Raw genomic sequence first — 16,009 nt, forward strand, 5'->3', positions numbered from 1 at the left:
AGAATAGCGGTTCTGCTTCCTTTGGTGCAATGCTGATCCTGACTCTTATTCAGATATTTCGGTAGTTTTAGCAATAGGTTCCAGCCTGTTTTGATCAGTTTGCGGCCAAGAGTGAAAGACTCAGGCCTGAGTTGCCTTACCTTTGCTGCTTGGGTCACGTACAATGCGCGGCATAAACCGGAGCAGTCCGGCAGATCAAGGGGATACAGATGACCTTAAGTCCAGCACAAAAACTTGGTGGTGCTTTTGCTGCCGGTGCTTATACCTTGTGGGGTATAGCTCCGCTTTATTTTAAACAAATCGACTTTGTACCAGCGCAGGAAATTTTGATCCACCGTGTGGTCTGGTCTTTTGTATTGCTGGTGCTGATCGTATTTGCGATGCAGCAATGGGGCAAAGTGCAGCAGATTTTAGCTCAGCCTAAATTGGTGCTTGCTCTGCTGGGTACGTCGCTGATTTTAGGTGGTAACTGGGGTTTATTTATCTGGGCTGTGAATAATCATCATATGCTGGATGCCAGCTTAGGTTATTACATTAATCCCTTGCTGAATGTGCTGTTGGGGATGTTTTTCCTCGGTGAGCGTTTGCGTAAATTTCAGTGGGTTGCATTGTCGCTTGCTGTCACTGGTGTGGTGATCCAACTGGTGACTTTTGGTTCAGTGCCATGGATAGCTTTGACCTTGGCCAGTACCTTTGCACTTTATGGTTTGTTCCGCAAAAAGTTAGCTATTGATGCCATTACCGGACTCTTTATTGAATCCTTACTGTTATTGCCATTGGCTTTGTATTACTGGTGGCAGTTTGCCGACAGCAGTGCCGCTGATTTTAGTCAAAACAGCTGGAATTTAAACTTATGGCTGATGGCGGCGGGTTTTGTTACTACTGTGCCTTTATTGCTATTTATTGCGGCAGCTAAGCGGTTACAACTGTCGACTATGGGCTTTTTTCAGTACATAGGTCCAAGTTTTATGTTTGTATTTGGGGTCTGGTTGTACAACGAAACGCTCACTACTGCCAAGCTGGTGACTTTTGGTTTTATCTGGCTGGCGCTGATTGTCTATTCGCTGGATGCTTACCTGGCTTTACGGAAAAAACCTGCAGTTCAGGTCACGGAATAGGCGGACCTTTAATTTCCACTGTATTGCCTTCAGGGTCCTGAATATAAATCGACGGACCCTTACCTTCGGCACCATAACGTGATTCCAGCGGGCCTGCTGTCACGCCTTTTTTCTGAAAATGCTGTCGCAAAGCTTCAGGGTCAAAAGGCTCAATACGTAAACACAAATGGTCCATATTATGGCCCTCTGCGTCTGGCGCTTTGCCACCTTGTTGTCCCAGTGGCTGTTCGACCGGCACTAAGTCAATCAAGCTGTTGCCCGCTCTTAACTGATACAAACCTAATTGTGTTTCTTGCCTCTCCAAACTACAACCCAACACTTGCTGATAAAAATCCAGCATCAGCTGCAGGTTTTTCACCCTCAGCACCACATGGTCTAATTGCAAAATGCGAAACATAGTTGGTTCAGATTATGAGTTCTTTGGGTTAAACAATAGCAGAGCTGTGATACGAGCTGCTAACTCAAGCTGCGTTTGTGCTGATAAATCTGGTCTGAGCCAGACGCGGCCTTTGTTTAGCACCTCTACCTGAGCTATCGCACCTTGTTCGTCAGTTAATAGATAACCGGCAGGTTCAAGGGTGGGGTAAGCCGTTCTGGTTAGTTGATGTAATGAGCGGATCTTGATAGTGCGATCTGACAACTCACTATGTCCCACAAACTGCTGATCCCATTCAGGGTTCAAATAAAAAGTCTTATCTGTAGTACCTTTAATGCCACAAGCCAGAGCCGGCTTTTGGCCCGTATTCGATTTTATGGGCCATTGCGTTATTTTTGTTAAGTGGCTGCGTCCTATACATTCCAGGTACTGCCAATGCTGTCCGTCTGTTACAGCGAATTGATAACTTTGAGTTTGCTGATTGTTGGGGAAACCTAATATAGCTAAGCCAAAACCTGAGAGTGGAGTTTGCTGTGGACTTGCGGTATGCCACTGACCAAAACTCAGATCAGTGTTCCATTGTCTTGGTTCTGTGGAAACGACCTGATAGGGGGCCAGCGTCTGAAATGCTTTAATACTTTGGAGTTGTCCAGCATGGCTGTTGGATATTGTGGCTGCAGTGAGAACTGCAATTGCGCTGAATAGTCGCATTATTTTGTTTCCTGCTATGAGGTTTATTTCAGAAGCTGCATCCTTGCATTATAAGTACTGAACCTAATTTTTCGGTTTCGATAAATATAAGCGACAGAGGTTTGGTGTTTCTGTAATTCAAAGTAGGAAATTGTCATAAAATTGTCAGGCTTGAGCGTAGATCTCTTTAAAGCCTAACCAACGTCGGATTAGAGGAGGGCAGTTTTGATGGTATTGCTGCCATAACAATGCAGCGGCCTGTTGAGCGGCCGGAATAAGCTGTGCATCCCGGCTTAAGTCGGCGATGCGGTAGCTCACCTGGCCTGTTTGTTTGGTGCCGAGCAGCTCACCTGGACCACGAATTTCTAAATCTCGTTGTGCTATCACAAAACCATCATTGCTTTCTCTAAGCACAGACAAGCGGGCCTGAGCTGTTGGCGATAAAGGTGCGTGATAAAGCAAAACACAATGCGAGACTGCACTGCCACGGCCGACCCGGCCTCGTAACTGGTGTAATTGAGCTAAACCTAGACGCTCAGGGTTTTCAATAATCATTAAACTGGCGTTGGGTACATCCACCCCAACTTCAATCACAGTGGTCGCCACCAATAAATCCAGTTCACCTGCTTTAAAATCCGCCATCACCTGCTGCTTTTCAGCGGCTTTTAAACGGCCATGCACCAAACCTATCCGCAAATCCGGCAAAGCGGCTGTCAGGTCGACCGCTGTCATTTCTGCGGCCTGACATTGCAGTTGCTCTGACTCTTCAATCAAAGTACAAACCCAATAGGCTTGCCTGCCCTGATTCTGCACCACCTGACGTACCCGCTCTGTGACTTCACCACGGCGGCTATCGGGTAATACCACGGTAGTGACAGGAGTGCGGCCTGGTGGTAGTTCATCTATCACAGAGGTATCTAAGTCGGCATAAGCTGTCATAGCTAAAGTGCGGGGTATGGGTGTGGCCGTCATCACCAGTTGATGTGGGTAAAAACCTGTATCCGCGCCTTTTTCCCGTAGCTCTAAGCGCTGGTGTACACCAAATCTGTGCTGCTCATCGATGATGACTAACGCCAGTTGCTGAAACTGCACCTGCTGCTGGAACAACGCATGAGTGCCGATCACCATTTTGGCTTCACCACTTTGAATGGCAGCCAGTTGCAGTTGTTTTTGTTTGGCGGAGGCTTTACCCGCCAGCCATGCAATTTGATAACCCAAAGGCTCGAGCCAGGCTTTAAAGGTTGTGGCATGCTGTTCTGCTAACAGCTCTGTTGGCGCCATCAGCGCCACCTGAGCACCACGGCTCAGAATCGTTAAAGCCGATAAAGCAGCGACTAGCGTTTTACCTGAACCTACGTCCCCTTGCACTAAACGTAACATGGGTTCGGTTTGGGCTAAATCATGACGGATTTCGGTAATGACCCGTTGCTGGGCACCAGTTGGCGCAAAAGGTAAAGCCGCTAAAAACTGCTGATTTTGTGCTTCGTCTACCACAAAACTGCGACCTTGTTGCCCCCGGCATTGCTGGCGTAGCTGCAGCATCGATAGCTGCTGCGCGACCAATTCTTCAAAAATCAGCCGCTGCTGCGCCGGATGTTGGCCTTGTTCCAACAGTTGCAAGGACGCATCTGGTGGTGGTCTGTGCAGATAAAATAGCGCATCGGACAAAGACCAGCTGTTTTGACCCAGTATTGGCGCTAAGTATTCAGTTGGGCTGCTGCGCTGCAGTATCTGCAAAGCAGCATCTGTTAAATTACGCCAGCTGTTTTGTTTTAAACCTTCGGTGCTTGGGTATACAGGAGTCAGAGTTTCAGCGACATCCTGATCCTGGTCGTCTTTTAACACTTTGTATTCAGGGTGCATCATTTCAAAACCCCGCATGCCCCGTTTTACTTCACCAAAAACTCTTAAGGTGACACCAGGGGTGACGGCATTTTTTTGTGCTGCATTAAAGTGGAAAAAGCGTAAGGTTAAGTGGCCTGAGCCATCGCGAATAGATACCAGCCAACTGCGTCTTTTACCAAAGGTAATTTCGCTGCTGATCACTTCGCCTTGCACCGTCGCTGTTTGTTGTGGCCATAAATCGGCTATGGGGTAGAGCCGTGTGCGGTCTTCGTAGCGTAACGGTAAGTGGAACAGCAAATCCTGCACACTCTGAATACCCAGCTTATGCAGCAGTTCACTGACTTTGGCGCCAACGCCTTTTAGCTGGCTGACGGAGAGGCTATCCAGTGCTGTTACTGTCAAGAGAAAGACCAAACTAAGTGGCTGATAACAAGCAGTTTAACCTGTGATAGCCAAGAGGCATAGCCACAGCGCTGTTTTAGCTCTGTGTCAGGGCTGCTTTTGCTGTTCAGAGGGTGAATCAGCCAGGTAGGTAGGGCCATGTTTGAGTGGATCAAAAGCGTAGAGTTTTTTCACAGTGCCATCCTGCACCATGGATTCTATAGCTTGTTCGATACGGCCTTTTAGCGCCAGATGAGAACTCTTTTTCGATAAACCTATGTTGATAAAACGTTTTTCCACCACTGAAAAATCAACAGGTGCTCTTTGAAACTGAAAATGCAGGTCTTTATGATCAGCTATGACATCCAGAGAGCTTTGAGTGGGGGCCACCAACGCATCCACTCTGCCACGTTGCAGCATTTCAAAACCAGTTTCTATACTGTCAATTTCCACATGGCGTTTTGAGGTTTTGATCAGTTGCATCAGACTGGGGTGATAGGCGTAATTACGCACTGTAGCCAGAGTTAAAGAGGCCAACTGATTAAAGCTACGGATTTGACGTGGATCATCGCTTTTTAAATACAGGGATTCAGGAATGCGTTCGTTGTAGGGCAGAAGATACATATAGTCTGCCCTTTCTTCTGTAAAATTCAGGTTACTCATTAAATCCGCTTCACCCGTCTGCATTTGGCGGAAGCAGCGGGCTGATGGCGTTTTAGGACTGAATTGCAATTGGAAACCAGCGCGTTTTGCCAGTTCCTGCATTAAATCTACTGAGGGGCCGTAAGGTTTTTTACCTGTTTCATAGGCATGAAAACGTGAAAAATGATCCAGACACCAGGTGAGGACTGGTGTCTCTGCAGCCGCTGCCAGGCGTGGGAAAGTCAGCAGTAAAACACAACACAGGATCTTATTCACTCAGTTCGCCCTTCAGGAGAGAAGTGGTCATTGTCCCTGTTAATTTGTTGACGGCACTTCCATCACGCCATCAATTTCAATCTGAGCGCCCCGTGGTAAAGCACTGACCTGTACAGCAGCACGAGCCGGATAAGGTGCACTGAAGTGTTTGCTCATAATTTCATTAACGGTGGCGAAGTTGGATAGATCAGTCAGGAAAATATTTACTTTGACCATGTCATTTAAGCTGCCGCCTGCGGCCTGGCAAACGGCAGTCAGATTTTCAAATACCTGCTGGGTTTGTTCAGCAAAATTTTCAGACACCATTTGCATCGTCTCTGGTACTAAAGGGATCTGACCAGATAAATACACAGTAGTACCAATTTTAACGGCCTGACTGTAAGTACCAATAGCGGCAGGGGCTTTATCTGTACTGATGATCACTTTTGACATAACAATTATTTCCTTCTGTAAACTTTAAGTACTTCAGGCAAGACACGGATTTTACGCATGACGTTGGCTAAATTAATACGGTCACGCACAGACAAGGTGATTTTAATCACATATTCGCCTGTGTCTCTGTCGTCGGTCGACAAGTCCTGAATGTTGGAATCCTGTGAGGCTATCACTGTAGTCAGTTTTGCCAATACACCTGGTTGGTTGACAATAAAGACCCTGATATCACATAAAAACTGTTTATCACCGGTTTTGTCCCATTTCACAGGGAAGTATTTACCTGGCTCTTTTTCCCAGCCACGAATATTGCGGCATTCAACACGGTGCACGTTCAGGCCTTTGCCTGGCGTCGCGTTGGCGGCAATTTCATCACCCGGAATAGGGCGGCAACATTTGGCGAAGGTTAATAACATACCTTCAGAGCCAATAATAAAAGCTTTGGTTTTCTGATTCGCCGGATTTTCTGCTGGCAAAGCTTCTTCACCAGAATCAAAACCACCCATCAGACGTCGTGCTACAGCTATAGGCAGCTGATTACCTAAACCAATTTCAACCAGCAGTTCATCCAGCGATTTTTGTGTGGTGCTTTGCAGTACCTGCTCAATACGTTCTGGTGGAATGGCTTCGAGTTTAACGTCACCTAAAGCTGACGTCAGTAAACGCCGGCCTAAACCTACAGCTTCGCTGAGTTGCTGCTTCTTAAGATAGTTACGAATACCTAAAATAGCGCGGCTGGTGACTACATGGTTCAGCCAGTTGGCATTAGGTTTACCACCAGGGCTGGTAATGATTTCTACCGTCTGGCCAGTTTCTAAAGGTTTGTTCAGTGGGTAAGGTTTACGATCGACCCGGGCGCCGACACATCTGTTGCCTATGTCGGTATGTACTGTGTAGGCAAAATCGACCGCATTGGCACCAATAGGTAACTCAACAATCTGACCTTTAGGGCTGAATACATACAGCTCATCCGGATAAAGCTCAGATTTGACGTTTTCAACAAATTCGTAGGTATTGCCCGAGCTTTGTTGCAACTCAAGTAAACTTTGCATCCAGCGCTGAGCACGGATTTGCGCAGTGGTATTTTTGTTTTCGCCAGCCCCTTTGTACGACCAGTGGGCCGCTATCCCCTTGTCGGCCATTTCATCCATTTCACGGGTACGCATCTGTATTTCCACCGGAATACCGTGTGGACCAATCAGAGAGGTGTGTAAGGACTGGTAACCGTTTTGTTTTGGAATGGCGATATAGTCTTTAAAGCGGCTTTCAATTGGCTTAAACAGGTTGTGCACTACACCTAAAACGCGATAGCAGTTGTCTATGCTGTTAATCAGCACACGGAAACCGTAAATATCCATCACATCGTTAAACATCAGCTCTTTGCTTTTCATCTTACGATAGATGCTATACAGATGTTTTTCACGACCAGCCACTTCAGCTTCGATACCGGCGGCTTTAATACGCTGTTCGATTTCTGATTGAATACGTTCAATAATTTCTTTGCGGTTGCCACGAGCCTGTTTCACTGCGGTTTCTAAAGCGCGATACCGCATGGGGTATAAAGCGCGGAAGCCCCAGTTTTCCAACTCGTTTTTAATATTGTGAATACCTAAACGGTTGGCGATAGGAGCATAGAGTTCTAAAGTTTCACGGGCAATACGACGGCGTTTTTCTGGTTTGAGAGCACCTATGGTGCGCATATTATGAGTGCGGTCGGCCAGTTTAATTAAAATAACGCGGATATCCTGCGTCATCGCCATAAACATTTTTTGCAGGTTGGTAACTTCGAACTCTTTGATATCTTTGAATTTAACTTTATCGAGTTTACTGACACCCTGCACCAGTTCGGCCACAGTTTCACCAAACAGACGGGTTAAATCTTCTTTGCTGACCGGTGTGTCTTCAATTACATCATGTAGTAACGCAGCCATTAAGGTTTCGTAATCCATCCGCATTTCGGCGAGGATACTGGTCACTGCTACAGGATGAGTAATATAAGGTTCGCCGCTGGAGCGAATTTGTGGCGCGTGCGCGTCGCGGGCGACAACATAAGCCTGTTGCACCAGAACGACCTGCTCAGGTGGCAGGTAAGCACTGATTTGATTTTTCAGGCCTTCAAACAGATACATCCGAAACTCCCCAATACGCACAACGCTTTGGCGTGTTCCTTTGAATATACGTGGATTTCACGTTATTGCCAACGGCCGGATACCGTTGGCAGAAGGTGCAGCTCAGATTATTCGTCAGAACCGATAATTGCAGCTACTGCAGCCATTTCTGACGCTTCTTGCTGTAACTGTTCACGACGTTCTTGCTGGTCCAGAATACCGTTAGTGATAAAACCTTTTTCGATTTCACGCAAAGCTACTACTGTAGGCTTGTCGTTTTCAGGATCAACCATTGGCTCTTTGCCTTCAACAGCTAACTGACGGGCACGACGTGAGGCCACCAGAATTAAATCAAAGCGGTTACCAATTTTATTTACTGCATCTTCAACTGTTACGCGAGCCATCTGCCACTCCGGTTAATCTGGGTCTGAATAAAGACCGCATAGTCTACTCTATTTCGTTTCGTTCGCCAACAGGCCAGAAATTAACTTCTGTTGCCGTATCGCCTGCTTCTGCTGTTTTAAGCGCTGAGTCTGGATAATGCCGGAAAACTGCTGCAACGCCAGCTCCAGATCATCATTCACCACCCAATAATCGTATTCATCGGCATGACTGATTTCGTCCTGCGCTTTGGCCATACGGCCTGCAATCACTTCTGCGCTGTCCTGACCCCGTTGATTCAGGCGTTGCTCTAAAGCTTCAACACTGGGTGGCAGAATAAAAATACTGGTGACAAAAGGCAGTTGCTGTTTGATTTGACGGGCACCTTGCCAGTCTATATCTAAAAATACATCTATACCCTGAGCCAGTTTATCGGCCAAAGCTGCTTTGGATGTGCCGTAATAATTGCCAAACACTTCTGCCCATTCAATAAACTGGTCTTGTGCAATCAATTGTTTAAAGGTTGGAACATCAGTGAAATGATACTGCACCCCATTACTTTCGCCCGGGCGTGGTGAGCGGGTGGTGTGAGATACACTCAGCTGCATATCGGCATGTTGCTTTAACAACGCATTGATCAGCGTGGATTTTCCCGCCCCGCTTGGCGCTGAAATAATAAATAAGTTACCTAATAAGTCCTGCATGCCTGCCACCTTCTACAATCAAAAGGCGATTTTAGCCGCATCGCTGTGGTGCTGCCAACAGCTGATAGGTTTTTTCGCTGTGATCGTGTTCAACGAGTATCATCAACAGGTCATAGTTGTGCTGGCATACTGCCTGTATTGAATTTTAATTGTTCAAAGAGATGGCGTCTCTTTGAAGATGAAGGAGCAAAAAATGGCACTCAAAGATATTCTTCCAGGCAAGCTTGGTTTTGGTACAGCGCCGCTGGGCAATATGTTTCGCGATATTCCGGAGCCGGAAGCTCGGGCTACTGTGGATGCAGCCTGGAATGATGGCATCCGTTATTTTGATAACGCGCCTTTTTATGGCGCAGGTCTGGCAGAAATCCGTATGGGCGATGCGCTGGCAGACAAGCCGCGGCAGGACTATGTGATTAGCACCAAAGTGGGCCGACTGGTGCTGGATGAAATTGAAGATGTCAGTGCCCGTGATTTAGGTGAAAAAGGTGACGTCTTTAAATACGGCCGCCCAAATAAAATCGTCAACGACTATTCAGCAGATGCCACAATGCGCTCTATTGAAGACAGCCTGAAGCGGCTGAAAACCGATCATATCGAAATTGTCTGGGTGCACGATGTAGCACAGGATTTTTTTGGTGATGAATGGCTCAGCATGTTTGAAAGCGCCCGCAAAGGGGCTTTTAAAGTGCTGGATAAACTGCGTGATGAAGGAGTGATTAAAGCCTGGGGTTTAGGCGTCAATAAAGTCGAGCCTATAGAGTTGCTGCTGGATCTGGAGGAACCTCGTCCTGATGGTTTTTTACTGGCTGGACGTTACACCCTGCTGGACCACGAAAGGGCCTTGCAGCGGGTGATGCCAAAAGTGACAGAGCGCGGTTTGGGTATAGTCGTAGGTGGGCCTTACAGCTCAGGCGCTTTAGTCGGAGGCCCGAACTTTGAATATGCACCTGCCTCAACAGCTATCTTAAACAAAGTGGCGAAGATCAAAGCACTGGCGGACAGATACGGCATCAGTATGAAAGCGGCAGGTTTACAGTTTGCTTTGGCCAACCCTGCAGTGGCAGCTGTGATCCCAGGAGCCAGTAAACCAGGTCGTATTATTGAAGACAGCACGGCGTTAAAAGAGAGAGTGCCAGCGGATTTCTGGCGTGAGTTGCGTCACGCAGGCCTGGTGCATCCAGATGCGCCACTGCCCATTAAGGACTAATTCGGGGTCAGTAAAAGACACTCTTTAAAGCAAAAAATCCACAGAGCAACTGTGGATTTTTACTTTATGCGCTAGAGCAAAGATCTATCAGCGGCTTTTGGCTTTCACTGACAAAGTTAAAGTGAATTTCGCCATCAGCTCGTCGCCATGCAACGAAGGGCAGGTGACATCAATAGTGACTGATTGATTAATACGCTCTCCTGTATCCAGCGATTGTTGGATCATCTGGTCTATTAAAGCGCCGTCGTTGCTGATGAAATGCACTGCAGCTTCAGGGCGTTTTAAAAACTCGCCTTGTACGTCTTTAAAGGCAAAGTGGATATTCAGCTTTTTCTGCCGCGCTTTGTAAAAGACTAAAAAAGCACCGGCTAAATCTGCACCTATGGCCAGAGCACCAAAATAAATACTGCCCAAATGGTTTTTGGTATGGCGATGGTGTGGCATCCGGATCACAGTGCGTGCATCTGTTAATTCCAGAATTTTTGGCTTACAAAAACCTATCAGCGGAATATAACGAAATCCAAACCACCAGAGTTGTAAGTTGGCTTTAGTTAAGGCGTTCATAAAAGGAGGCTCCAGAATTCAACTGGTCGGAGCTTATCATTCTGGTTGCGATAGTGCGAATTTTTGCTGCCATTGTCGCTCAAAATTCGCTTTGGCTTGCTGGCGCTGCTCCACACACCAAACCATTTGTCTGCTGTCCCGTACACCAAAACATTGTTTAGGTTCGGAGTAATACTCCAGCCATGCCTGTAGTTTTTTGCCCTGATAAGGTGCTTTGACTGATATCGAACTGACATAAAGCTCTGGACCTTTGGCTATGTCGACCAATGGATCTGGGGCATTTTTAGTTTTGGCTGTCTTTTTGATTTTTGGTTTTTTCGGATCAGAGACAGAGACTGGTTTTTGGCAAAACTGGTCCAGCTGTTTTTCCAGCTGGCGCTGATCCAGGCTTAGCTGCTCTGCTTCTTTTAAACTGTAACCAGAGCTGATCTTTTGTTCCAGCTGCTGTAGTTTTTTTGCTGCTTTGACGCAATCAGCTTCTGGCCATTGGTTTTGAGCCAACAGGGTAAAACTGCAGAAAAACAACAAACACAAAAGCGGTTTCATCCTGAACTCCGCCTGTTAATAAATGGTTAAATAACTATAGTCGATATTTTCCGTTTTGTAGCCGACTCATTTTCGCTGCGAAATGCTCTTCTGCTGGTCTGCTTTTTTTTGCGCCTGACCGCATTGACTGATCCTTTAGGGAACCCAAATCGTTTAGCTTGTCAGAATGCTACAAAATATTGAATCAACAAAAGAAACAGTGCTGTCACTTCAGTAGATATTCGTTATGCTAAGTTGCTGCTACAGGCTGTTTTTAATACAGAATTAAACGGAGTTTTTGCATGAAATTGGTAAAGCTAGTGATGATATCCGGCCTTTGGCTGAGCTGTGCTGTGGTGGCGCAACAAGGCCCTGCTGTGCCGGTCAAAACAGCTTTAGTGCAACAGCAGAGTGTGCCTGTGTGGCTCCGGGCCATAGGGCAAGTGAAAGCACAGCAAAGTGTTGAAATTCGCCCTCAGGTGGATGGCATATTGCAGCGTATTCTGGTGGAAGAAGGCCAGTTGGTGAAAGCTGGTGATCTGTTGGCAGTGATTGACGATCGCAGTATTAAAGCCGCCTATGAACAAGCTAAAGCTCAACTGGCTGTAGTGCAGGCTCAGCTGGATGTAGCCAGACTGGACTTAAAACGTTATCAGAACCTGCGTAAAGATCAGGCGGTATCGGCGCAGATGGCTGATCAGCAACAGGCCACAGTGCAGCAATTAGAAGCACAACTGCGCAGCGTACAGGCCACTATTAACGCTCAGCAGGTGGAGTTGTCTTATACCCAAATTGTATCGCCTATTTCAGGTCAGGTCGGTATCCGTAATGTCGATGCAGGCAACTACATCAGAACCAGCGACGCCAGCAGTTTGTTTTCTGTAGTGCAACTGGACCCTATCAGTATTGAAATCTCGCTGCCGCAGTCGCGTTTACCTGAGTTACAGCTGTTAACGCAGCAAATCCGCCAAAAACAGACAGTACCTGTGCTGGCTTATTTAAAAGAAGGTGCAGATCCTTTAGCTCAGGGCCAACTGACAGTAGTGGATAACAGAGTGGCTTCAGCGACTGGCACTATCAGAGTCAAAGCCGATTTTGCCAATCCGGACGCGGCTTTATGGCCTAGCCAGTCTGTAGTGATTGCTCTGCAAAGCAAAGTGTTAGAAAACGTCTTAACTATTCCGGTGAAAGCGTTACAGCAAGGGCCTGAAGGCGCTTTTGTCTGGTTTGACGAGCAAGGTAAAGCGGCCACTGCACCTGTTGAAGTGGTATTGCAGGAAAAAAATCAGGTGGTAGTGACAGGGCTCACAGCAGGTCAGCAGGTCATAGTGGATGGCCAGAGCCGTTTGCGTAAAGGTGCTGAACTGAAAATTCTGACTGACGCGCCTCAAACTGCAGCTGCGGAGCAATAAGCATGAACAGCCGCAGTATTTTTGCCTGGTGTATGGATCATCCCATTGGCACGGTATTACTTACTATTGCCCTGGTATTGTTAGGTGTGTTGGCCTTCCCGCGTTTATCTGTTGCGCCTTTGCCTGAAGCCGATTTTCCTACCATTCAGGTTGACGCCCGGTTGCCGGGGGCCAGTGCTGAAACTATGGCATCTTCCGTTGCTACACCTTTGGAAGTGGCATTAAGTTCGGTGCCAGGTATTACCGAAATGACCTCAAGCAGTGCTTTAGGCTCAGTCAATATCACTTTGCAATTTGTGCTGGAAAAAGATATCGATACTGCAGCGCAGGAAGTTCAGGCTGCACTGAATCAGGCGGCAGGCCGTTTGCCTGATATGCCCAATCTACCGACCTGGCGTAAGGTCAATCCGGCGGATAGTCCTATTTTAATTATTGGTGTCACCTCTGAAACCTTATCCCGCACTGAAATCAGCGATTTAGCCGAAACCGTACTGGCGCGTCAAATGACCCAAATTAACGGCGTGGGTGAGGTCTTTATTGGCGGTCAGCAAAAACCAGCCATTCGTATTCAGGCCAAACCTGAAGTGTTAGCTGCTGCAGGTTTAACCCTGGCGGATATTCGTGCCGCAGTGCAACGCGCCAGTGTGAATTTACCTAAAGGTGCTTTGTTTGGTGATAACAGGGTGTCCACTCTGGCAGTGAATGACCAGATTTTTTCGGCAGATGAATATGCTGATCTAATCGTCAGTTACAACAATGGCGCTCCTGTGTATTTACGAGATGTGGCCACAGTGAAGTTGGGTGCTGAAAACGACTTTGTACAAATTTGGCCCAATGGCGAATCTGGTGTGGCCTTAATTATTCGCCGCCAGCCTGGCGCCAATATAGTAGCCACAGCAGATCGTATCAGAGTAGCTTTACCTCAACTGACCGCTGCTTTACCGGCTGATATTAAAGTCGAAGTCTTCAACGACAGAACCCGGACCATCCGCTCTTCGTTACATGAAGTAGAGCTGACTTTGGCTATTGCTGTGATACTGGTTATAGCTGTGATGGCGGCGTTTTTACGCCAGTGGTCCGCCACCTTAATAGTATCTGCTGTGCTTGGTGTGTCTTTGATTGGCACCTGCGCTTTTATGTATCTGGCAGGGTTTAGTCTGAACAACCTGACGCTGGTGGCTATTGTCATAGCCGTTGGTTTTATTGTCGATGACGCCATAGTGGTAATTGAAAACATACACCGACATTTGGAAGCTGGGGAGACGAAAAGAGTTGCAGCGCTCAAAGGTGCACAGGAAATTGGTTTTACCGTGGTCTCTATCAGTGTGTCTTTAGTGGCGGCTTTTATTCCGTTGTTGTTTATGGGCGGTATTATCGGCAAGCTGTTTTTAGAGTTTTCGTTAACTGCCACTGCCGCCATATTGATTTCAGTGGTGGTGTGCTTAACGCTGGCTCCGACTTTAGCTTCTATTTTTATGGATAAAGCGCCAGCTCATGATCCAAACAATCCGGGCTTTTTTGATCGCTTAGTCAAACGTTATGACAAAGTATTGACCTGGGCGCTGGATCATCAGCGGATTATGCTTGGGGTGTTTTTTCTGACAGTGGCAGGCAGTGTCGCCAGTTTTATGGCAATACCCAAAGGCTTTTTTCCACTGCAGGATACAGGTTTTGTGATAGGTATCACTCAGGCTGCTTCTGATATTCCCTATGAAGACATGGTGGCTAAACACAAGCAAATGGAAGCCATTCTGAAAAAGGATCCGGATATCACAGGTTTTAACCATGCTGTGGGTGGTAATAGTTCCACTGGTTCAGGCCGGGTTTGGGTGGTGTTAAGCGACCCTGATGATCGCGATGCCAGCGCCAGTGAAATTATCGACCGTTTACGGCCGCAATTTGCCCAAATACCAGGTTTTCAGGTGTTTTTGCGCGCAGCTCAGGACATTAACCTGGGGGCTGGCCCTGGCCGTGCTCAATACAGTTATGTACTCAAAGCCTTAAGCAGTGAAGAGCTGGCAACCTGGACTCAGGCGCTAACGGCAAAACTTCGGCAAAATCCTATGTTTACCGATTTATCTAACGACTTGCAGTGGGACGCCAATATTATCAAGTTGGAGTTGGACAGGCAGGAAGCGGCACGTTTAGGTTTTGCTGCTGCTGATTTGGATCAGGCCTTGTACGATGCTTTTGGTCAACGTCAAATCAACGAATACCAGACAGAAACTAACCAGTACAATGTGATACTGGAGCTGGATCCGGCGCAGCGTGGCACAGCAGAAAGCTTAAACTATTTCCACTTACGTTCACCCACTACAGGTGAAATGGTGCCTTTATTGGCCTTTGCGAAAGTGATGCCTGCCACCAGTGGTCCTGTGGTTATTGCTCACAATGGCATGCAACCAGCGGCGAATTTGTCGTTTAACCTGGCTGCTGGTGTGGCTTTAGGCGATGCAGTGAATGCTCTGGAACAAGCCCGCACAGAGTTGCAGATGCCAGCCTCTGTGGTTGGCTCTTTTCAGGGCGCAGCTCAGGCGTTTCAGGATTCTTTGGCGACTCAACCTCTGCTGATTTTCACAGCTTTATTGGCGGTGTATATCATTTTAGGTGTGTTGTACGAGAGTTTTGTTCACCCTCTGACGATTTTGTCTACCTTACCTTCTGCTGCTATTGGTGCCATTTTATTGCTCTGGGCCTGGCAACTGGACTTCTCCATTATGGCGCTGATCGGCATTATCCTGCTAATAGGTATAGTGAAGAAAAACGGTATTCTGATGGTCGACTTTGCGTTACAAGCCCAGCGTGAACAAGGTTTGTCAGCCAAAGATGCGATACATCAGGCCTGCTTAGTAAGGTTCCGGCCTATTATGATGACGACCTTAGCCGCTATTTTAGGGGCTGTGCCTTTAATGATGGGCTTTGGTACTGGTGCAGAACTGCGTGTGCCTTTAGGTGTCGCTATAGTCGGTGGTCTGGCGTTCAGTCAGGTATTAACTCTTCTGACGACTCCAGTTGTCTTCCTCGCGTTAGATAAAGCCTTCTTACAGAAAAAATAACGAACAGGGGTCAGAGTAAAATGAAAGCCGCGTGCTTAATTTTACTCTGACCCCATTAACTTACTTATTGAAAAATAACAGTTGGTAGCGCTATCATTTTTACAAACTCTGCATTTCCTTCATCATTATGATTAAAACAAATACAAAAACTGCCTATTAATTCAGCCATTCCCCCTGTCGTATTCTGTCGTGAAAGATCTGGATCCCAGCTTATTTTCACAAAAAAGATCTAAATAATGGTTGCGCAATCATTTATCTGAGGCTAATTTATCGTCCAGGCTTAGCCTTGGTA

The 16,009-nt window shown here is 47.0% G+C and carries 14 protein-coding genes; 4 read left to right on the forward strand and 10 right to left on the reverse strand.

The genetic code is table 11. The features are described 5' to 3' along the window. Positions 1 to 209: 209 nt before the first annotated feature. Positions 210 to 1,118: an EamA family transporter RarD gene (gene rarD, locus OM978_RS02030; RefSeq protein WP_264345137.1), complete on the forward strand. Its 909-nt coding sequence runs from the start codon at positions 210 to 212 to the stop codon at positions 1,116 to 1,118. Here the strand turns inward: rarD and OM978_RS02035 are convergent. The 8 genes from OM978_RS02035 to gmk form a co-directional block, all read right to left on the reverse strand. Further along, on the reverse strand, positions 1,108 to 1,515 hold the full coding sequence (locus OM978_RS02035) for a VOC family protein (protein WP_264345139.1): 408 nt from the start codon (positions 1,513 to 1,515) through the stop codon (positions 1,108 to 1,110). The genes rarD and OM978_RS02035 overlap by 11 nt on opposite strands. 12 nt (positions 1,516 to 1,527) lie before the next feature. Then, positions 1,528 to 2,205: a hypothetical protein gene (locus OM978_RS02040; RefSeq protein ID WP_264345141.1), complete on the reverse strand. Its 678-nt coding sequence runs from the start codon at positions 2,203 to 2,205 to the stop codon at positions 1,528 to 1,530. 144 nt (positions 2,206 to 2,349) lie between these two features. Next, positions 2,350 to 4,431 carry an ATP-dependent DNA helicase RecG gene (recG, locus tag OM978_RS02045; protein ID WP_264345143.1) on the reverse strand — a complete coding sequence of 694 codons (2,082 nt, stop codon included), beginning with the start codon at positions 4,429 to 4,431 and terminating at the stop codon, positions 2,350 to 2,352. 87 nt (positions 4,432 to 4,518) lie between these two features. Continuing rightward, complete coding sequence (locus tag OM978_RS02050) at positions 4,519 to 5,328, reverse strand: substrate-binding periplasmic protein (RefSeq protein ID WP_264345145.1); 810 nt, start codon at positions 5,326 to 5,328, stop codon at positions 4,519 to 4,521. A 39-nt stretch (positions 5,329 to 5,367) separates the two neighbouring features. Then, on the reverse strand, positions 5,368 to 5,760 hold the full coding sequence (locus tag OM978_RS02055) for a RidA family protein (RefSeq protein WP_264345147.1): 393 nt from the start codon (positions 5,758 to 5,760) through the stop codon (positions 5,368 to 5,370). A 5-nt stretch (positions 5,761 to 5,765) separates the two neighbouring features. Beyond that, positions 5,766 to 7,889: a bifunctional GTP diphosphokinase/guanosine-3',5'-bis pyrophosphate 3'-pyrophosphohydrolase gene (gene spoT / locus OM978_RS02060; RefSeq protein WP_264345149.1), complete on the reverse strand. Its 2,124-nt coding sequence runs from the start codon at positions 7,887 to 7,889 to the stop codon at positions 5,766 to 5,768. A gap of 107 nt (positions 7,890 to 7,996) precedes the next feature. Next, complete coding sequence (gene rpoZ / locus OM978_RS02065; RefSeq protein WP_127684924.1) at positions 7,997 to 8,272, reverse strand: DNA-directed RNA polymerase subunit omega; 276 nt, start codon at positions 8,270 to 8,272, stop codon at positions 7,997 to 7,999. 48 nt (positions 8,273 to 8,320) lie between these two features. Continuing rightward, complete coding sequence (gene gmk, locus OM978_RS02070) at positions 8,321 to 8,953, reverse strand: guanylate kinase (RefSeq protein ID WP_264345153.1); 633 nt, start codon at positions 8,951 to 8,953, stop codon at positions 8,321 to 8,323. Between the two features lie 193 nt (positions 8,954 to 9,146). Between gmk and OM978_RS02075 the strand changes: the two genes are divergently transcribed. Next, on the forward strand, positions 9,147 to 10,160 hold the full coding sequence (locus OM978_RS02075) for an aldo/keto reductase (protein WP_264345155.1): 1,014 nt from the start codon (positions 9,147 to 9,149) through the stop codon (positions 10,158 to 10,160). Positions 10,161 to 10,247: 87 nt separating this feature from the next. On the opposite strand, the gene OM978_RS02080 is transcribed toward OM978_RS02075, so the two are convergent. Both OM978_RS02080 and OM978_RS02085 read right to left on the reverse strand, forming a co-directional pair. Continuing rightward, entirely contained in the window at positions 10,248 to 10,724 is a 477-nt protein-coding gene (locus OM978_RS02080) for a PaaI family thioesterase (protein WP_233080015.1), read from the reverse strand. 36 nt (positions 10,725 to 10,760) lie between these two features. Continuing rightward, positions 10,761 to 11,270 carry a hypothetical protein gene (locus OM978_RS02085; RefSeq protein ID WP_264345159.1) on the reverse strand — a complete coding sequence of 170 codons (510 nt, stop codon included), beginning with the start codon at positions 11,268 to 11,270 and terminating at the stop codon, positions 10,761 to 10,763. Positions 11,271 to 11,551: 281 nt separating this feature from the next. Between OM978_RS02085 and OM978_RS02090 the strand changes: the two genes are divergently transcribed. Continuing rightward, positions 11,552 to 12,661: an efflux RND transporter periplasmic adaptor subunit gene (locus OM978_RS02090; protein WP_264345161.1), complete on the forward strand. Its 1,110-nt coding sequence runs from the start codon at positions 11,552 to 11,554 to the stop codon at positions 12,659 to 12,661. Positions 12,662 to 12,663: 2 nt separating this feature from the next. Next, a complete protein-coding gene (locus OM978_RS02095) occupies positions 12,664 to 15,717 on the forward strand; it encodes a multidrug efflux RND transporter permease subunit (RefSeq protein WP_264345163.1) in 3,054 nt (1,017 codons plus the stop codon). Positions 15,718 to 16,009 lie beyond the last annotated feature (292 nt).

The sequence above is a fragment of the Rheinheimera sp. MM224 genome (genome assembly GCF_947090785.1).
Taxonomy (GTDB): domain Bacteria; phylum Pseudomonadota; class Gammaproteobacteria; order Enterobacterales; family Alteromonadaceae; genus Pararheinheimera.